The sequence below is a fragment of the Novosphingobium mathurense genome, assembly GCF_900168325.1.
GTDB classification, from domain to species: Bacteria; Pseudomonadota; Alphaproteobacteria; order Sphingomonadales; family Sphingomonadaceae; genus Novosphingobium; species Novosphingobium mathurense.
Genome location: NZ_FVZE01000001.1, coordinates 1,252,542 through 1,270,804 on the forward strand (window position 1 = coordinate 1,252,542; position 18,263 = coordinate 1,270,804).

Genomic DNA, 18,263 nt, shown 5'->3' on the forward strand with positions numbered 1-18,263 from the left:
CGCAGCCTTGCTGCGGTGGGCTTTTCAATTCCGGTCTGTGCCGTGCAGGTCAGCGCAGCGAGACGACGTTGTCCGAAACGCGCGGATCCTTGCGGCCGGTGTAGAGGCTCGCCATCGGTTCGTCCGACACGGTCACGACATCGCCCTGACCGAAGCCGTTGAAGGCCGTGCGCATGGCCGCGCCGTAAGCGCCGAGCATGCCGACCTCGATCCAGTCACCCGCCTTGATATCCGCCGGCAGCATGAAGGGGCCCTCCATGAAGTCGGCATCGTCGCAAGTCGGGCCGTAGAACGAGAATTCCTGCATTTCCGCAACGTCGATCGCAACATTATCGTTGCTGCCACCGCGCGGCAGGTGCCGTACCGGGAAGCGCCATGCGACATGCGCTGCATCGTAGAGTGCGCCGTAAGCGCCATCGTTGATGTAGAGCTCGTCGCCGCGACGCTTCTCGACCTTGACGATCAGCGAGTTGTACTCGGCCGACAGCGCCCGGCCCGGTTCGCACCAGAGTTCGGCGTTGTAGGCGATCGGCAGGGCCTCGAAGTGGCGATGGATGATCGCGAAGTAGTCCTCTAGCGGCGGCGGCTCCATGCCCGGATAGCTCGACGGGAACCCGCCGCCGACATCGATCATGTCGATGACCACGCCGGCATCGGCAATCGCGGCACGTGCGCGTTCCAGCGCCTGGACATAGGCGAAAGGCGTCATCGCCTGCGAGCCCACGTGGAAGCAGACGCCGAGCCAGTCGGCGACCTGGCGGGTCGCCTGCAGCAGCGGCGCGGCATCGGCCAGGTCGATGCCGAACTTCGAGGCCAGGCTTAGCTCCGAATACTCGGAAGAGACGCGCAGGCGCACGCAAAGGCGCAGGTCAGTGGCGACATTGCCTTCATCGTCGACGGTCGCGGCGAGGATCTTTTCCAGTTCCTCCTGCGTGTCGAGGCTGAAGGTACGCACGCCATGAACGCGATAGGCCTCGCGAATGGCGCTCGCCGTCTTGACCGGGTGCATGAAGCACAGCGTTGCCTTGGGCAGGACGCCGCGGACCATGCGCACCTCGGCAATCGAGGCGACATCGTAATGCGTGATGCCGTTATCCCACAGGATTTGCACGAGATCCGGGGAGGGATTCGCCTTCACGGCATAGAGCGACTTGCCCGGGAACTTCGTTGCAAAGAAGCGGGCAGCGCGCGCAGCAGCGTGCGGGCGGTTCAGAATAACGGGTTCGTCGGGCGCGAGGGCGCGAACTACAGCCGGTGCGTCAGGATGTTCGAGCAACTCAAGGGACCCCCAATCGGTGTGTTAGCGTCAAAAGCTGCCTTGCGGTTTGGAAGTCCCCATGGGGCAGCGAGGGGCGGGATATAAGCCTGCGGTGATGAATCGCAAGTGAAAATCCGGAGGATTCACAAAAACGTCACATAGGGTTTCCAGCCCTGCTCGGCAGGGTGGTTACCGGTGACTATCTCCTGTGATTTCCGTAGGTTACCCAGAAATCTCTCCACTCGGAAAAATGCAAACCCGAGGCGGCAAATCCGCCCCGCACACCATTATCAACGTCAGCGCTAACATGAAGGTCCCGGCGACTCGCCGCCAAGGGGACCGACAGGGCCTGTGTTGAGACGAAACGCCCCTACTCGCCTAAGCCTTTCAACTCAAGCGGTCGCGGAAATCCTCGTATGCGAACTTGCGGACGCACTCGAGCGAATCCGTTTCCGAATCCCACAACCAGATCGAAGGAAGCGGCACCCCGTTGAAGGTCGTGGTCTTGACCATCGAGTAGTGGGCCTGATCGAGAAAGGCGAAGCGTTCGCCCGGCTTGGCCTCGACCGGAAGCGCATAGTCGCCGATCACATCGCCTGCGAGACAGGACGGCCCGCCAAGACGGACCCTGCCCCCTTGCGCCTCATCGACGAGGTCGTCGCCGTCGATGGGCACTTCACCCAGCATCGCCGGGCGGTAGGGTGCCTCGATCACGTCGGGCATGTGGCAGGTTGCCGAAATGTCGGTAATCGCCACCGGCATCCCGTTGAAGCCCACGTCGAGGATCGTGCCGACGAGGATGCCGGCGTCGAGTGCCACCGCCTCACCCGGTTCCAGATAGATTTCCGCACCGGTGTCCTCGGCCATGTCGCGCAGGAACTCCACCAGCTCGTCGCGCTGGTAGTCGGCACGGGTGATGTGGTGGCCACCGCCGATGTTGATCCACTTGAACTGGCCGAAATAGGGTTCGAGATAGTCGAACACCTTGTCCCACGTCCGGTGGAGCGGTTCGAAATCCTGCTCGCACAGCGTATGCATGTGCACGCCGTCGATCATCGCGACATGCTCGTCGGTCAACTGGTCGATCGGGAAACCCAGTCGCGAATGCGGCGCGCACGGATCGTAGCGGGGCACTTCGCCCTCGGGATGCAGCGGGTTGATACGCAGCCCGATATCGAAGTCCTCACCCCGGGCACGGGCGGCCTCGATGATCGGCCAGCAACGCTCGATCTGCTGGGGCGAATTGAAGATCACGTGGTCCGAAAGGCGCAGGATCTCGTCGAGGTCGTCGGGCTTGTAGGCCGCGCAATACGTCGCGATCTCGCCGTCGTAGAACTCGGAGGCCAGCCGCGCTTCCCACAGGCCAGAAGTGCACACGCCGTCGAGATACTCGCCGATGATCGGTGCAGTCGACCACATCGAGAACGCCTTGAGCGCCGAGAGCACTTTGGCGCCCGAACGCTCGCCGATTTCGGAGAGTATGCGCAGGTTGTCGCGCAGCTTGGCGGCGTCGACGACGAAGCTGGGACTGTCGACGCGCGACAGGTCGAATTGGGCGAAGGCGCCCGGATCACCGGCTCTGGTTTCCATATCTTTCACACCTGCAGCATCGCCCCGTCACTGCGAGGCGCAATTGCGTCGAAGCAATCCGGAGCCGATCCTGCAACACCCCGGATTGCTTCGCTACTTTCGCAATAACGGCCTTGCGGCCGAAAACCTCAGAACGGCAGCGGTTCGGCCAGTTCCTCGCAGGTCCACGGCAGACCGTGCTCGTTGAGCATCGCCATGAACGGATCGGGGTCGAACTGCTCCATGTTGAACACGCCCTCACCCTTCCAGGCGCCGGTCAGCACCATGGCGGCACCGATCATCGCCGGAACGCCGGTGGTGTAGCTCACCGCCTGGTTTCCGGTTTCCTCGTAAGCGTCCTCATGGTCGCAGATGTTCTTGATGTAGAACGTCTTCTCACCCGATCCGTCGAGTGCCTCGCCGGTCGCGATATCGCCGATGTTGGTCTTGCCCTTGGTCGTCGGGCCGAGCGAGGCCGGCTCGGGCAGGACCGCCTTGAGGAACTGCAGCGGGACGATCTCGACACCGTTGTAGATGACCGGATCGATGCGGGTCATGCCCACGTTCTGCAGCACGGTCAGGTGCTTGATGTACTCGTCGCCGAAAGTCATCCAGAAGCGCGCGCGCTCCATCTCGGGGATGAACTTCGCAAGGCTTTCCAGTTCCTCATGGTACATCATGTACATGTTCTTCGGGCCGACCGCCTCGAAGTCGAACGACTGCTTCACGCCCATCGCCGGGGTCTCGACGAATTCGCCGTTCTCCCAGTGGCGCGCGGGCGCGGTCACTTCGCGGATGTTGATTTCCGGGTTGAAGTTGGTCGCGAAGGCCTGGCCGTGATCGCCGCCATTGCAGTCGAGAATGTCGAGCGTGCGGATGGTCTTGAGCTTGTGCTTCTTGAGCCACATCGCGAACACGCTGGTAACACCCGGATCGAAGCCCGAACCGAGCAGCGCCATGAGCCCGGCGTCCTTGAAGCGGTCCTGATATTCCCACTGCCAGCGGTACTCGAACTTCGCCACGTCCTTGGGCTCGTAGTTCGCCGTGTCCATGTAGTTCACGCCGGTCGCAAGGCAGGCGTCCATGATCGCCAGGTCCTGGTAAGGCAGCGCGAGATTGACGACAAGCTCGGGGCCGATCGAGCGGATCAGCGCCGAAGTGGCTTCCACATCGTCGGCGTCGATGGCGTAAGTGCCGATCGTCACGCCGGTGCGATCCTTCACCGATTCCGCAATCGCCTCGCACTTGGAGACCGTGCGGCTGGCGAGGTGGATGTCACTGAAGATATTCGGGTTCATCGCCATCTTGTGGACTGCGACCGAGCCGACGCCGCCTGCGCCGATCACCAGAACCTTGCTCACCGGGTATTCTCCTTCAATTCGCCTGCAACTGCGGCGCGCACGAACAGGTGCGAAAGGCCGCATATAGAATGCCTGTGTGACAACTCAACGCCGATCCGCGCCCGGGGTTCACGGATTTTTCGATTCCCGGGCTGTCATAAACTGCCATCGTCGCGTCATCACCCGGTCACGCACCGCGCACAAAAGCCCCAGAACCGTCAGCGGCGAAGGACTGACCCAGATGCCCAAGAGTGCCTCGACCCTCATCGAGAAGGCTGTTGTCCGCCACGAATCCCCCCGCCTCTCGCGCCTGCTCGACAAGGCTTTCGCCATGGCTTTCAAGGGCCTGGTCTATGCCCAGATCTGGGAAGACCCGGTGGCGGACATGGATGCGCTGCAGATCGGACCGGAAAGCCGCATCATCACCATCGCCAGCGGCGGCTGCAATGCACTGAGCTACCTGACGGCCAACCCGCACTCGATCACCTGCGTCGACCTCAACACCGCGCACATCGCCCTCAACAAGCTCAAGCACGCCGCGGTGCGCCACTTGCCGGACTATGCGAACGTGCGCCGCTTCATCGCCGAGGCCGATCATCCTTCCAACGTCGAGACCTACTCTCTGCTGCTCGCCCCCCATCTCGACGAGGCCACGCGCCGCTATTGGGAAGGCCGCGACATCGTCGGCCGCCGTCGGATCGGCGCCTTTACCCGGGGTATCTACAAGCACGGCCTGCTCGGCAACTTCATCGGCCTCGCCCACATCCTTGCCAGGCTGTACCGGATCGATCCGGCCGAGATCCTCGGTGCAGGATCGCTCGAGGACCAGCGCCGCGTCTTCGACGAGCGGTTCGCGCCCATCTTCGAACGGCGCCTCGTGCGCTGGCTGACCAATCACCCCGCCTCGCTGTTCGGGCTTGGCATTCCCCCCGCGCAGTACACCGCTCTGGCCGGCGAGCAGCGCATGGCCGACGTCCTGCGCGCCCGGCTCGAAAAGCTGGCGTGCCACTTTCCGGTCAACGACAACTACTTCGCCTGGCAGGCCTTCGGACGCGGCTACGGGCGCGGCGCGGAGCACCCGCTGCCGCCGTACCTGCAGCGCGGCAACCTGCCCCTCGTGCGCGAACGGCTCGACCGGCTCACCGTGCGCCACGCCAATTTCACCCAGGTCCTCGCCGAAGCCGACGATGTATCCTACGACCGCTACATCCTGCTCGACGCGCAGGACTGGATGACCGACGGGCAACTGGCCGAGCTATGGAGCCAGATCTCCCGCACTGCCCGACCGGGCTCGCGCGTGCTGTTCCGCACGGCCGCCGAGCCCTCGCTGCTGCCGGGCCGCGTGCCCGACGCCATCCTCGATCGCTGGGAATACCGCGAGGCGGAGTCGCAGGCCGCGACGCGAGCCGACCGTTCCTCGATCTATGGCGGCGTCCACCTCTACGCGTTGCGCCCGTGACCGGTTCGACACCTGCGACCGACCATGCCGCGCTGATGGACAGGGTCTATCGCGGCCAGCGCCACATTTACGACCTGACGCGCAAGTACTACCTGTTCGGCCGCGACCGGCTGATCGACGAACTCGAATGCCGCGCCAGTCACGCCGTACTCGAACTGGGCTGCGGCACCGGACGCAACCTGCAGCTCATCGCCCGACGCTGGCCCGGCGTGCAGTGCCACGGCCTCGATATCTCCGCCGAAATGCTCAAGAACGCCCGCAAGCGGCTTGGCTTTTCCGGTCACCTGGCACTCGGCGATGCCACCTGCTTCGATGCACGCAACCTGTTCGGACGCGAGGGCTTCGATCGCGTCGTCCTGTCCTATGCACTCTCGATGATCCCGGGCTGGGAAGCCGCACTGGAGCAAGCGGTCGCGGCGCTGGCCCCGGGCGGCTCCGTGCGCATCGTCGACTTCGGAGACCTCTCAGGCCTACCGACGCCGCTCGCCGGGGGATTGCGCAAGTGGCTGGCGCATTTCCACGTCACCCCGCGCGTGGAGCTGCAAACGGTGTGCGCCCGGATTGCGAACGACAGGCGCCTGAAACTGGAGCACATGCGCGGGCCGCTCGGCTATTACCAGATGGTGCATATCTCGCGCTGAGCCTATAGCGCGGCGATGAGCAATGCATCCCCCCGCAAGCCGACCGCCGAGGGCGTCAGCCTCGCCGCGCGCAAGGTCGGCGAAATCCTGCCCATGACTCCCCTGCTCCCGCTCGAGGTCGAGGGCACGACGATCTGGTGCAAGGCCGAGTGCCTGCAACCGGTCGGCGCCTTCAAGATCCGCGGCGCCTGGCATCGCCTGACGGCGTTGTCCGGGGACGAGCGCAAGCGCGGTGTCATCGGCGTGTCGAGCGGCAACCACGCCCAGGGGGTCGCCTGGGCCGCGCGCGAACTGGGCATCGCCGCAACCATCGTCATGCCTCTCGACGCACCGCAGGTGAAGCTCGCGAACACCCGCGCGCTGGGCGCAGAAGTCGTGCTCTACGACAGGCCGGGCGGCGAGGACCGCGACGAAGTGGCCGAGCGCCTTTCTGCAGAGCGCGGCGCCACCCTCGTCCATGCCTTCGGCGACCCGTGGATCATCGAGGGTCAAGGCTCCGTCGGGATCGAGATTGCCCGGCAGATGGACGGTGCGCCCGATCTCCTCGTCACACCTTGCGGCGGCGGCGGTCTTGCCGCAGGCCTTGCCCTCGCCTGCCCCGATTCGCGCGTGATCCCGGTCGAACCGGAAGGGTGGGACGACGTCTGCCGCAGCCTTGAAGCGGGCGAGATCGTCCCGGTTTCACGCGATGCGCCGCCTACCGCCTGCGATGCCCTGCAGACGCCCGCAACACGACCGGTCAATTTCGAAGTGCTCAAGGCACGTTGCCCCTTCGGCCTTGTCGCCACACCTGCGGAAATTCGGGCCGCGCAGCGTCTGGCATTCCAGAAACTGCGCCTTGTCGTCGAGCCGGGCGGTGCGGCGGCACTGGCCGCCGTTCTGGCGGGCAAGGTCGAACTGGCGCCGCGCACCGCAATCGTACTGTCCGGCGGCAATACCGATGCCGCTAGCTTTGCCGCGGTACTCGCCGGGAACGATTGACAAGTTCCCCGTCTCGGCAGACGCTTAGGCACTGGCAGAGGGGGAAATCTAATGATCGGAATGGCGATACTGCAACCGGTGGTGGCGCTGGCCGCTTGGACCATGATCATGTGGTTCTGGCTCTACGGCACCCGCATTCCGGCCCTCAGCGCCGCCAAGGTCGATCCCGAGGAACTGGTCAACGATCCCGCGCTGACGCTCGACAACATCCTGCCGGCGCAGGTGCAGTGGAAGGCCCACAATTACAACCACCTGCACGAAGCGCCGACCGTCTTCTATGCCGTAGCGATCACCCTTGCCATCATCGGCCAGGGCGACGGGCTCAATGCCCAGATCGGCTGGGCCTACGTTATCCTGCGGGTGATCCATTCGATCGTGCAGTCGACGATCAACAGGGTCACCCTGCGCTTCGGGATCTTCGCGCTCTCGAGCTTCTGCCTGATGTTCCTCGTCGCACGCGCGGCCCTCGCCATGTTCTGAGGCCCGGCAGGCTCTGGACCGAGGCGCCGAATCGGCATATTGTACTTTCAAGAAACAATGAATTTGGGAGTTCGAGCGTGGCAGCTGGTCGCTCTTTTCCGGCTATCAAGCCGGGAAAATACGCCTTCTTCGGCGTAGTGGTCTTCTTCATCCTGCTGACCCTGACCTCGCTGGTGGACAAGGTCCTCCAAACCGGGTGGGGCCTGAACTGGTACACATTCTTCGTCGGGTTCATCGCCAGCGCCTGGGGCATCGTTTCCTACCAGCTTTGCGCTTCCTGCCTGGGATGGACGAAGCGGCGCGACTGAACCCTCGGCCGCCCGCCAACCGGCACGGCCGTCACCGAATGCCCTGCCTCACTCCGTCTTGCATCACACCCCACTGCATAACATTGCAGCTTCGCGTGATGCGCGCCTGCTGCTAAGGCGTGGCGCATGGATTTCGACGACCAGCTCCGCCGCTACTTCGGCACCGAGGACCTCACCACCATTGCCCCGACCACGCTGGAGGTCGGGATCGACCGCATGAAGGTCGACTTCGGGATGGAGAAGGACCGCAGCCGCAAGTTCGCGCTGTGGACGCTGATGTACATGTTCGGCGCTGCGCCCGACCTCGACATCGCCTTCAAAAGCGAGGAAGACCGCGAGGCCGCGCGCGACTTCATGGACATGATGGCCAAGGCCGCCGGAGAATAGCGCAGCAGCGGCCCAGGCCGCCCGCGCCCGCTCAGTCCCTTACGAACAGGCTCGCCAGCTCGACGTGCGTCGACCAGCGGAACTGGCCAACCGGGCGCAGTTCGCCGAGCCGGAACCCCGCCTCGATCAGCCGTGCGGCATCGCGCGACCAGCTCGACGGGTTGCAGGAAATGTAGACCACCCGCCCGACGCTCGATTCGGCGATGCAATCCACCTGTTCGCGCGCGCCGGCGCGCGGCGGATCCAGCAGAACGGCGGCGAACTTGCCCAACTCGTCCGCCTGCAGCGGATTGCGGAACAGGTCGCGGTGAACGGCGAAAACCGGTTGCTGCGAACGATCCGCAGCGGCCTTGCAGGCAAGGTGCGCATCGCGCGCGGCCTCTGCAGCCAGCACCTTCGTGTCCGGCCCGGCCAGTGCGAAAGCGAAAGTGCCCAGCCCGGAGAACAGGTCCGCGACCGTCGGCATCCCGGCAAGCCATTCCTTCGCTGCGCCGACCAGCGTCTCCTCGCCGTCGAGCGTTGCCTGCAGGAAGCTGCCCGGAGGGAACGGCACCGAGACTTCGCCCAGCTTTACCGTGACCGGCTCGGGCTCCCAGACGACCTCATGCCCATAGCCGCCGTCCATGGTCAGGCGCGCAAGGCCATGGTCCCGCGCGAAGTCGAGCATGGCCTCGGTCGCCGCGAGCCCCTCTGTGGCCAGGCCCTTCACGCCAAGGTCAACGCCCTGCTCGACCAGCGTCATTTCGATATCGGCAGCCATGCGCGGCATGGCGCCGCCCTTTTCCGCGCGCCGTCCCTGCTTCCCGCCCTTCTTCGGCTTGGCCGCGCCCTTGCCCATCGTGATCAGCAGCTTGCGCAAGGGTGCAAGAAGCGCCGCAAGCTCAGGCGCCATCACATGGCATTCCTCCAGCTCGACAAGCCGGTGCGAACGCGCCTCGCGGAAACCGACGACGATGCGGCCACCCGAACTTTCCGCACGCAGCGACACGCGGCGGCGGCTCATCGGCGGCGAGAGATGCGGCGGCGTGATCGTCTCGGCGCCCAGCTCCTGCGAGACCGAGGCATTGGCCACGCGCGCCTCGACGAACGCGGCAAGGCTCTCTTCGTCGAGCTGCTGCAGCTGGCAGCCACCGCAACGGCCGAAATGGCGGCACGGCGGCTCCACGTGGTGCGGTCCCCATTCCAGGGTGCCGTCCTCGCGCAGCAGGTCCCCCGGGGCGGCACCCCAGGCAAATCGGCCACTTGCGGTAACGCCATCGCCCTTGGAGGCGATGCGCAGGATTTCTTCGGTTTCGCTCACAGACAGGCCGCTAGCGCAGCCGGTATCCTCTCGGCAAGCTGTCCGGCCGTGAAAGCCGGCGGACAAACCCGCGCAGCCTCGCCGTGGAGCCATATGCCCTCGCAGGCTGCCTCGAAGGCGGGCACTCCGCTCGCAACGCGGCTGGCAATGGCCCCGGCAAGCACGTCCCCGGTTCCGGCGGTCGAAAGCCACGCAGTTGCGCGCGGCGCGCAGGCCAGACGGCCATCGGGCGCGGCGATGACCGTATCCGGCCCCTTGGCAACCACGACCATACCGCTTTCCGCCGCCAGCGCGAGGGCGCGCTCGGGCCGCGAACCGCTGCCATCGAGGTCGAAGGCACGTTCGAGCGCAACCATTTCGCCTTCATGGGGCGTGGCGATCGTCGCCGCCTGCCGCTCGGCAAGTTGGCGCGGACCAAGCAGGATCAGCGCGTCGGCATCGACCACGGCAGGCACCGCATCGGCGAGTGCGATCGCCAATCTCTCGCGCGCCAGAGCGTTGCGGCCGAGGCCCGGGCCAACCAGAACTGCGCTGTTGCGGTCGTCGGCCAGCACATCGGACAGCGCGCCGGTATCGACAACGAGATCGGCAGGCGCATTGCGCTTGCTGTCGGCAAAGAGTTTCACATAGCCCGCGCCCGCGCCCTGCGCCGCTATGCTGGCAAGGATCGCCGCGCCCGGCATGGCCCCGCCCACGACGGCGAGAAGTCCGCGCTTGTACTTATGCGAATCCGGGGCCGGTGCGCCAATTGTCGGGCGCGCAACCGCGACGGCAGCACCCTCGACCGGCTCGACGCCGATCGGGACCAGCCGCAAGGCCCCCATGCGCGCCGAAGCAGGCATCAGGAAATGCGCGAACTTCCAGGCCCCCAGGGCAATCGTCAGGTCGTACTGCGGCAGGCACTCGTTGAGCAACATGCCGCTATCGGACTGGACCCCGCTCGGCAGGTCGACCGCCACCGACAGGCGGTGCGATGCCGCCAGCACGTTGACGATGGCCGCGTGCTCCGCGGTCAGGGGACGTGCTAGGCCGCTGCCGAACAGGCAGTCCACGAAGACGTCGCCTTCGAGCCGGGCATCGCCGCCAAGGCCATCGAGGGCGATCACTTTGCCCTTGTAGAGCGTCCGCGCATTTCGGGCGGCGTCCGTCTTAGGCTCGGTTGCGGCGATGACCACGGCATCGCCCCCGCGCTCGCGGATCGCCTCGGCAATCACATAGCCGTCGCCGCCGTTGTTGCCCGGACCGCACAGGACCGTGACCTTGTGCTGTCCGGCCAACCGCCAGACCCAGTCAGCAGCTCCGCGCCCCGCCACCTGCATCAGCTCGTCGACCGATGTCCCGGCATCGATCAGCGCCTGTTCGGCATCGCGCATCTGCGCGACAGTGAGGATCTGGTCAGTTTGCGTCAGATTGCAGTGCGTCTGTTCGCTGGACATCAGGTTCTCCGGTGGCATCCTGCATCGGTCGCACCTTCGCAGGGAAGACATAGCGGTCCGTGCCCACGGTTACGTCGAGCGAACCATCCCTGAGCGCGGTCACCGCCTCGTCCGCACCGTCGGCCACGGCAACGCCGCGCCCGTCGGTCAGCACTTCGAAGCGGCGAAAGGCGCCATCGGGATGATGCACGACGAGCATGAGCTTGCCGTCGACCTCGTCGCGCTCAACCGCGCAAACATCGGCCAGATTGTCAGCCCCGCTCACCGCGCAGGCGACGTGATCGGCGCCTGCGGCCGTTGCGGGCGCCTGCGGCTCCCCGCCCGAGCAGGCTACGAGCGCGAGGAACGGCAAAAGCGCGAGCGCGCCACGCGAAAGTCCGTCAACCACCGCGCAGTGCGCCATGCGGATCAGCTCCGCTTGAGCTGGCTTACGTCGCGCACTGCGCCGCGTGCGGCACTGGTGGTCATTGCCGCATAGGCCTGCAGTGCGACCGAAACCTTGCGCTTGCGCGGATGGACCGGCGCCCAGGCGTCGGCCCCGCGCGCTTCCATCCTGGCGCGACGCGTAGCCAGTTCCTCGTCCGAGATCTTGAGCGAGATGGAGCGGCCCGGAATGTCGATCTCGATCACGTCGCCGTTCTCGACCAGACCGATCGCCCCGCCTTCGGCCGCTTCGGGCGAAACGTGGCCGATCGACAGGCCCGAAGTACCGCCCGAGAAGCGTCCGTCGGTGATCAGCGCACAAGCTGCGCCGAGGCCCTTCGACTTGAGGTAGCTGGTCGGATAGAGCATTTCCTGCATGCCCGGTCCGCCCCGCGGTCCTTCGTAGCGGATGACGACAACGTCGCCGGCAACCACTTCGCCGCCGAGAATTCCGGCAACCGCCGCATCCTGGCTTTCATAGACCCGCGCCGGGCCGGTGAACTTAAGGATGCTGTCGTCCACGCCCGCCGTCTTCACGATGCAACCGTCGAGCGCGACATTGCCCGACAGGACAGCAAGGCCGCCGTCCTGGCTGAAGGCATGTTCCTTGGAACGGATCACGCCGCCTTCGCGGTCGATATCCAGTTCCTTCCAGCGGCGCGACTGGCTGAACGCGGTCTGCGTGGGCACGCCTCCCGGAGCCGCCTTGAAGAATTCCTGCACCGAGGCGTCCTTGGTGCGCACGATGTCCCAGCGCTCCAGCGCATCGCCAAGGGTGCGGCTGTGAACGGTGGGCAGATCGCGATGGATCAGTCCGGCCCGGTCCAGCTCGCCGAGGATCGCCATGATGCCGCCGGCGCGGTGAACGTCTTCCATGTGGACGTCGGACTTGGCCGGAGCGACCTTGGACAGGCACGGCACCTTGCGCGAGAGCCGGTCGATGTCGGTCATGGTGAAGTCCACGCCGGCTTCGTATGCCGCGGCAAGCAGGTGCAGCACAGTGTTGGTCGAACCGCCCATGGCGATGTCGAGGCTCATCGCGTTCTCGAAGGCGCCGAAGCTGGCGATCTTGCGCGGCAGGACGCTTTCGTCCTCCTGCTCGTAGTAGCGGTGGCACAGGTCGACGACCAGACGGCCCGCCTCGCGAAACAGCTTCTCGCGGTCGGCATGGGTGGCCAGCACCGAACCGTTGCCCGGCAGCGAAAGGCCCAGCGCTTCGGTGAGGCAGTTCATCGAGTTGGCCGTGAACATGCCCGAGCACGAACCGCAAGTCGGACAGGCCGAACGCTCGATCGCGGTGACTTCCTCGTCGGTGTAGCTCTCGTCGGCAGCGGCGACCATGGCATCGACCAGGTCGAGCGCATGTTCCTTGCCCTTGAGGACGACCTTGCCCGCTTCCATCGGCCCGCCCGAAACGAAGACCGCCGGAATGTTCAGACGCAGCGCGGCCATGAGCATGCCCGGGGTGATCTTGTCGCAGTTCGAGATGCACACCAGCGCGTCTGCGCAGTGGGCATTGGCCATGTACTCGACACTGTCGGCGATCAGGTCACGGCTCGGCAGCGAGTAGAGCATGCCGTCGTGACCCATGGCGATGCCGTCGTCGACCGCGATGGTGTTGAATTCCTTGGCAACGCCCCCCGCGGCCTCGATCTCCCCGGCGACGAGCTGGCCAAGGTCCTTGAGGTGGACGTGACCGGGCACGAACTGGGTGAAGGAATTGACCACGGCAATGATCGGCTTGCCGAAATCGCCGTCCTTCATGCCGGTCGCGCGCCACAGGCCACGGGCACCGGCCATGTTGCGGCCGTGGGTGGAAGTGCGGGAACGATAGGCAGGCATCAGCGAAACTCCGGTCGAAACAGGCGCCCCACAGGGCGCATAGATACTTGGTGCGCCCCCTACGCCATATGCGGCCGCAGCCGAAGCGAAAAAATAACATGAACTGCGCCCGCACAGCACCCTTTCTTGCGCGGCCGGCCCCCACGGCGATTGCTCACAGGCAATTCACAGGCCGGTTTTGGCCACCGGGCGCCATGCTGCTATTATGGCTCCATGGACATGCCGGAACCCCTTACCCTCGCACCCGAGGAGCAAGAGTGGCTCGATCTGGCCAGGGGATGGATCAAGGGCCACTTCGCCAACAACCCCGACGAGGCCTATGGTACGATCGAGGGCAAGCTGGCCGTGATCCGCGCCAATCTGGCGCAAGGGTGGGTCGGCCCCGAAGACACCTGGAAGCTGCAGTCGCTGGGAATCGCCATGGGAGACGCGCTGGCGCAGGACCTCATGCTCGACTGGGTCACGGTGGACGACGAGTATGGCCGCCAGCCCGCGCTCAACTGGCCGGGCACCAGCATCCTGTGCTTCCCGGTCACGATGATCTCGCAGCGCGTCGAGGAAGGCGAGCGGGTCGACATCGACATGATGTACGAACAGACGCGCGAACAGCTGAACGAGATCGCCTTCGGCGGCGAGGCGGAATAGCGCAAAGGGAGAGCTTTGCCACGGTCAGGCTAAGCCTGCCGAAACCTTCGGTCGCGTCCCCAACCCTACTCCAGCCCGATCGCCACCTGATTGCAGATGCGCGTCAGGCGCTCGGCCCACTCCTCCTGCCCGGCATCGTCGGCGATCAGGTCCTGCCGCACTTCGAGGTAGAGGTAGGGGCGCCCCTCGCTTTCGACGTGGCGGCAGATCGTCGAGTTATAGATCTTGCCCGAGTAGGGAAGCTGGTCTCCGACGATCAGGCCGTCCGCCTCCAGCAAGGGCTCGGCAAGGCGCGCGCCGCGATCGTCCTCGTCGTAGAGCAGGCCGCAGTGCCAGGGGCGCTCCTCGTCCGGCCGGGTTTCCAGCGCCGGGGTGAAGCTGTGCAGGATCAGGGTCAGTGCCTGCGGGGTGCCGTGAAGGATCTCTCCCAGCGCGTCGTGAAAGGGGCGATGGAAGCGCGCCAGTCGCGATTCCCGGTCGATGTCGAGATTGCCGGGAATGACGCGGCCGTCGCTCTTTTCGGGGATCGCGGCAGGGTCGCTCTCGTCTCGGTTGGTGTCGCACACGAGGCGGCTGACATTGCCGAGAAAGGCGGCCGTGCCGGTATTGCGCGCCATCTTCTCCGCGATCCCGGCAACGCCGATGTCGATGGCGATGTGCTCGTCCATCAGCGGCGCATCGATGCCGAGCGCGATGTCCTCCGGAACGCGGTTCGAGGCATGATCGGCAACGACGAGGATGCCGCCGAAACGCGGGGTTCCGACGATACGATAGGCTTCGTGAATCAACGCAGGGCTCCGGTCATCTGCCAGTATTCGGGATGGTCGCGCGCAATCGCCTCGGCAGCGGCCAGCATGGCATCGCAGCTGTCGTAGAGGGCAAAACAGGTCGCGCCCGAGCCGGACATGCGGGCGAGGAAGGGTTCTGTGCGCTTCAGGGCCGCCAGCACATCGGCCACCTGCGGACAGATGCCGATGGCCGGGTCCTCCAGGTCGTTGCGCCCGCAAAGCGCAATCTCGCGCAGCGAGCCTTTCGGCATCGCCCCGCGATCCTTGCCGTCCCACGCCTTGAACACCGGCCCGGTCGGCACCGGCACGCGCGGATTGACGAGCAGGACCGGGCACCCGGCGAGATCGTTTTCGGCCACTTCTTCCAGTTCGGTTCCGGTCCCCGTACCAATGCACGGCCGCGAGAGGACGCAGGCCGGCACGTCCGCGCCCAGCTTCGCCGCCTTCGCCTGCCAGTCGTCCGGCAGGCCCCGGGCCCGCTCGACCATGCGGAACACCGCGCCCGCGTCCGCCGACCCACCGCCCAGCCCCGCCGCGACAGGCAGGCGCTTGTCGAGATCGACCGCCCAGCCCTTGCCATGCGGCAGGGCCTTGAGCGCCTTGGCGACGATATTGCCGAAGGGATCGTCGATCTTCCCGGCGAATTCGCCGTGCGTCGTCAGGTGGTCGCGATCCGCGGGGGAGGCAGAGAGACGGTCGCCGTCATCGACGAAGGCGAAGAGGGTCTCCAGCTCGTGATAGCCGTCCTCACGACGCCTGCGCACGTGCAGCGCGAGGTTGATCTTCGCATAAGCGGTTTCGGAAAGAGTCATCGCCCCCTCCCTGAAACGAGTGAAGCGCCGGAGCAACCCCCGACGCTTCACTGTCATTGCGCTATGATCCGAAAATCACATGTTCGGATAGTTCGGGCCACCGCCGCCTTCGGGCGTGACCCATTCGATGTTCTGGGTCGGGTCCTTGATGTCGCAGGTCTTGCAGTGGACGCAGTTCTGCGCGTTGATCTGCAGGCGCGGCCCCGCGCCGTCCGGATCGACGAACTCGTACACGCCGGCCGGGCAGTAGCGCGCTTCCGGCCCGGCATAGACCGGCAGGTTGATCGCCGTCGGCACCGTCGGGTCCTTGAGGCGCAGGTGACAGGGCTGCTCTTCCTCGTGGTTGGTGAACGAGTAGGACACGCTGGTCAGGCGATCGAAGCTGATGACGCCGTCGGGCTTGGGATATTCGATCGGCTTGTACAGATCGGCCCGCTGCAGCGTCGAGGCGTCGGTGTGGTGCTTCATCGGCTTGGCGAGACCGAAGCCGAACAGGGTGCGCAGCCACATGTCCGCACCGGCAAGGATCGTGCCCAGTTCGCCGCCCCACTTGGCAACCATCGGCTCGGCGTTCTGCACGAGCTTGAGTTCCTTGGCGATCCAGCTTTCGCGCACGGCGGTGTCGTATTCCATGAGCGCGTCCTGCTCACGGCCCGCCTTGATCGCAGCGGCGATCGTCTCGGCGGCGAGCATGCCCGACTTCATCGCGGTGTGCGTACCCTTGATGCGCGGCACGTTGACGAAACCGGCAGAGCAACCGGCCAGCACGCCGCCCGGGAAGGCAAGCTGCGGCACCGACTGCCAACCGCCCTCGTTGATCGCACGCGCGCCATAGGCCACGCGCTTGCCGCCCTCGAGGATCTTGCGGATTTCCGGGTGCTGCTTCCAGCGCTGGAATTCCTCGAAGGGGTAGACATAAGGGTTCTTGTAGTCGAGCGCGGTCACGAAGCCGAGCGAGACCTGGTTGTTGGCCTGGTGGTACAGGAAGCCGCCGCCCCAGGAATCGCTCTCGCTGAGCGGCCAGCCCTGGGTGTGGATGACGCGGCCCGGCGCGTGCTTGTCGGGATCGATGTCCCACAGTTCCTTGATGCCAAGGCCATAGATCTGCGGCTCGCAGTTCGCCTCGAGGTCGTACTTGGCCTTGAGACGCTTGGTCAGGTGACCGCGCGCGCCTTCGCAGAAGACGGTATACTTGCCGAGCAGGTTCATGCCCGGCTGGAAGTCGTCCTTGGGGTTACCTTCCCGGTCGACACCCATGTCGCCGGTCTGGACACCGATCACCGCGCCGTTGTCGTCGTAAAGGATTTCGGCAGCCGGGAAGCCGGGGAAGATCTCGACTTCGAGTTCCTCGGCCTTTTCGGCAAGCCAGCGGCACAGGTTGCCCAGCGAGCCGGTGAAGTTGCCTTCGTTCGACATGAAGGGCGGCATCAGGATCTCGGGCATCGAGACCTTGCCCTTCTTGGTCAGGTGCCAGTGCAGGTTGTCGGTCACCGGCGTTTCGGCCAGCGGACAGCCGTCATCGGCCCAGCCCGGAAGCAGTTCGTCCAGCGCCTTGGGATCGATGGTCGCACCCGAAAGGATGTGGGCGCCGATCTCGGAACCCTTCTCCAGAACGCAGACCTGCAATTCGGGATCAACCTGCTTGAGCCGGATCGCCGTCGACAGGCCTGCCGGACCGCCGCCGACGATGACGACGTCATATGGCATCTCTTCACGTTCAATCATGGGGGCCCCCAACTCCGATCCTGTTATTCGGTATCAACTTAGTCGTACGATTAATTTCTCTTGTGCCTTGATTGCTCGTCGCCGACAGGTCAAGACCCCGGCGATGGTTCAAGCCACGAATACGCAATTTCTGGACGAAATCACAGGCGCGCTCGACTGGTGGCGGGGCGCGGGTGTGGAATATGCCTTCCTCGACGAGCCGCGCCAATGGCTGGCCCCGCCCGAAGACGAACTGGCCGACGCCTCCGCATCGCAGCGTCCCCGCCGCGCACCGGTCGAACAGGCGGAAGTGGCACCGCCGCCCAGCCGCTTCGACCCCGCGGCGCTGCCCGGCGACCTGGCCGCCTTCGGCCAGTGGTGGCTGAGCGAGCCCCTGCTCGACGATGGCTCCACCGAGGGCAGAATGCTGCCTCGGGGCCAGGCGGGCGCGAAACTGATGGTCGTCGTCGATATGCCGGAGCCCGACGACAGCGAGGCACTGCTTTCCGGACCGCAAGGCCGTCTGCTCGATGCCATGCTGGCCGCATTCGGTACGCGCCGCGACGATATCTACCTCGCAAGCGCCCTGCCCCGCGCCGCACCGGCGCCAGACTGGCCGGCGATGAACGAACGCGGGCTTGGACAAGTCCTCGTTCACCACATCAATCTGGTGGCGCCTGAGCGGCTTATCGTACTGGGAACAAACGTTCTACCGCTCATCGGGCACGAATTGCCGCAACGCTCTGCCGTTTTGCACACATTCGATCATGAAGGAGGAACGATACCTCTGCTTGCTTCGAGGGGGCTACCCGCACTGCTGGCGCAGCCGCGTTGGAAAGCCGTTCTCTGGCAGGCCTGGCTCAAGTGGACGGCCGGCTGAACCGGCCCAG

General features: G+C 65.4%; 18 protein-coding genes. 8 read left to right on the forward strand and 10 right to left on the reverse strand.

Features of this window, described 5'->3' with window-relative positions:
- Nucleotides 1–49: 49 nt before the first annotated feature.
- From B5483_RS05980 to B5483_RS05990, 3 genes are all read right to left on the reverse strand, one after another.
- On the reverse strand, nucleotides 50–1,276 hold the full coding sequence (locus B5483_RS05980) for a type III PLP-dependent enzyme (RefSeq protein WP_054947435.1): 1,227 nt from the start codon (nucleotides 1,274–1,276) through the stop codon (nucleotides 50–52).
- 369 nt (nucleotides 1,277–1,645) lie between these two features.
- Nucleotides 1,646–2,848 (reverse strand): carboxynorspermidine decarboxylase, encoded by a 1,203-nt coding sequence (locus B5483_RS05985; RefSeq protein ID WP_079729897.1) that lies wholly within the window; start codon nucleotides 2,846–2,848, stop codon nucleotides 1,646–1,648.
- A 128-nt stretch (nucleotides 2,849–2,976) separates the two neighbouring features.
- The gene (locus tag B5483_RS05990; RefSeq protein WP_054947434.1) at nucleotides 2,977–4,188 is read right to left on the reverse strand and encodes a saccharopine dehydrogenase family protein; all 1,212 of its coding nucleotides are present in this window, start codon (nucleotides 4,186–4,188) and stop codon (nucleotides 2,977–2,979) included.
- 220 nt (nucleotides 4,189–4,408) lie between these two features.
- Between B5483_RS05990 and B5483_RS05995 the strand changes: the two genes are divergently transcribed.
- The 6 genes from B5483_RS05995 to B5483_RS06020 all read left to right on the forward strand — a co-directional run bounded on the left by B5483_RS05995 (nucleotide 4,409) and on the right by B5483_RS06020 (nucleotide 8,423).
- Nucleotides 4,409–5,626, forward strand: coding sequence for a BtaA family protein (locus tag B5483_RS05995; RefSeq protein ID WP_054947433.1), 1,218 nt, complete (start codon nucleotides 4,409–4,411; stop codon nucleotides 5,624–5,626).
- Nucleotides 5,623–6,267 carry a class I SAM-dependent methyltransferase gene (locus B5483_RS06000; RefSeq protein WP_139383914.1) on the forward strand — a complete coding sequence of 215 codons (645 nt, stop codon included), beginning with the start codon at nucleotides 5,623–5,625 and terminating at the stop codon, nucleotides 6,265–6,267. The genes B5483_RS05995 and B5483_RS06000 overlap by 4 nt, the downstream gene beginning before the upstream one ends.
- A 15-nt stretch (nucleotides 6,268–6,282) precedes the next feature.
- Nucleotides 6,283–7,248 (forward strand): threonine ammonia-lyase, encoded by a 966-nt coding sequence (locus B5483_RS06005; RefSeq protein WP_054947432.1) that lies wholly within the window; start codon nucleotides 6,283–6,285, stop codon nucleotides 7,246–7,248.
- A 51-nt stretch (nucleotides 7,249–7,299) separates the two neighbouring features.
- Nucleotides 7,300–7,728 (forward strand): MAPEG family protein, encoded by a 429-nt coding sequence (locus tag B5483_RS06010; RefSeq protein ID WP_054947431.1) that lies wholly within the window; start codon nucleotides 7,300–7,302, stop codon nucleotides 7,726–7,728.
- Nucleotides 7,729–7,805: 77 nt separating this feature from the next.
- Nucleotides 7,806–8,036 (forward strand): hypothetical protein, encoded by a 231-nt coding sequence (locus B5483_RS06015; RefSeq protein WP_041559061.1) that lies wholly within the window; start codon nucleotides 7,806–7,808, stop codon nucleotides 8,034–8,036.
- Nucleotides 8,037–8,162: 126 nt separating this feature from the next.
- Nucleotides 8,163–8,423 carry a hypothetical protein gene (locus B5483_RS06020; RefSeq protein ID WP_079729729.1) on the forward strand — a complete coding sequence of 87 codons (261 nt, stop codon included), beginning with the start codon at nucleotides 8,163–8,165 and terminating at the stop codon, nucleotides 8,421–8,423.
- A gap of 31 nt (nucleotides 8,424–8,454) precedes the next feature.
- On the opposite strand, the gene B5483_RS06025 is transcribed toward B5483_RS06020, so the two are convergent.
- Genes B5483_RS06025 through ilvD form a run of 4 tightly spaced genes read right to left on the reverse strand, consistent with a single transcriptional unit; the run spans nucleotide 8,455 to nucleotide 13,424 of the window.
- Complete coding sequence (locus B5483_RS06025; protein ID WP_079729730.1) at nucleotides 8,455–9,723, reverse strand: class I SAM-dependent RNA methyltransferase; 1,269 nt, start codon at nucleotides 9,721–9,723, stop codon at nucleotides 8,455–8,457.
- On the reverse strand, nucleotides 9,720–11,159 hold the full coding sequence (locus B5483_RS06030; RefSeq protein WP_079729731.1) for an NAD(P)H-hydrate epimerase: 1,440 nt from the start codon (nucleotides 11,157–11,159) through the stop codon (nucleotides 9,720–9,722). The genes B5483_RS06025 and B5483_RS06030 overlap by 4 nt, the downstream gene beginning before the upstream one ends.
- A complete protein-coding gene (locus tag B5483_RS06035) occupies nucleotides 11,119–11,562 on the reverse strand; it encodes a hypothetical protein (RefSeq protein ID WP_079729732.1) in 444 nt (147 codons plus the stop codon). The genes B5483_RS06030 and B5483_RS06035 overlap by 41 nt, the downstream gene beginning before the upstream one ends.
- Nucleotides 11,563–11,567: 5 nt before the next feature.
- Entirely contained in the window at nucleotides 11,568–13,424 is a 1,857-nt protein-coding gene (gene ilvD / locus B5483_RS06040) for a dihydroxy-acid dehydratase (RefSeq protein ID WP_054947426.1), read from the reverse strand.
- A 219-nt stretch (nucleotides 13,425–13,643) separates the two neighbouring features.
- On the opposite strand from ilvD, the gene B5483_RS06045 reads away from it, so the two are divergent.
- The gene (locus B5483_RS06045) at nucleotides 13,644–14,069 is read left to right on the forward strand and encodes a DUF3806 domain-containing protein (RefSeq protein ID WP_231634730.1); all 426 of its coding nucleotides are present in this window, start codon (nucleotides 13,644–13,646) and stop codon (nucleotides 14,067–14,069) included.
- A gap of 65 nt (nucleotides 14,070–14,134) precedes the next feature.
- Here B5483_RS06045 and B5483_RS06050 read toward each other — a convergent pair whose 3' ends face one another.
- The 3 genes from B5483_RS06050 to B5483_RS06060 form a co-directional block, all read right to left on the reverse strand.
- On the reverse strand, nucleotides 14,135–14,857 hold the full coding sequence (locus tag B5483_RS06050) for an N-formylglutamate amidohydrolase (RefSeq protein WP_079729733.1): 723 nt from the start codon (nucleotides 14,855–14,857) through the stop codon (nucleotides 14,135–14,137).
- Entirely contained in the window at nucleotides 14,854–15,669 is an 816-nt protein-coding gene (locus B5483_RS06055) for a 4-(cytidine 5'-diphospho)-2-C-methyl-D-erythritol kinase (RefSeq protein ID WP_079729734.1), read from the reverse strand. Before B5483_RS06055 ends, B5483_RS06050 begins: the two co-directional genes overlap by 4 nt.
- Before the next feature lie 75 nt (nucleotides 15,670–15,744).
- On the reverse strand, nucleotides 15,745–17,394 hold the full coding sequence (locus B5483_RS06060) for an electron transfer flavoprotein-ubiquinone oxidoreductase (RefSeq protein WP_054947422.1): 1,650 nt from the start codon (nucleotides 17,392–17,394) through the stop codon (nucleotides 15,745–15,747).
- A gap of 103 nt (nucleotides 17,395–17,497) precedes the next feature.
- Here B5483_RS06060 and B5483_RS06065 point away from each other — a divergent pair, with 103 nt between their 5' ends.
- Entirely contained in the window at nucleotides 17,498–18,253 is a 756-nt protein-coding gene (locus B5483_RS06065) for a uracil-DNA glycosylase family protein (protein ID WP_079729735.1), read from the forward strand.
- The last annotated feature ends 10 nt before the right edge of the window (nucleotides 18,254–18,263 follow it).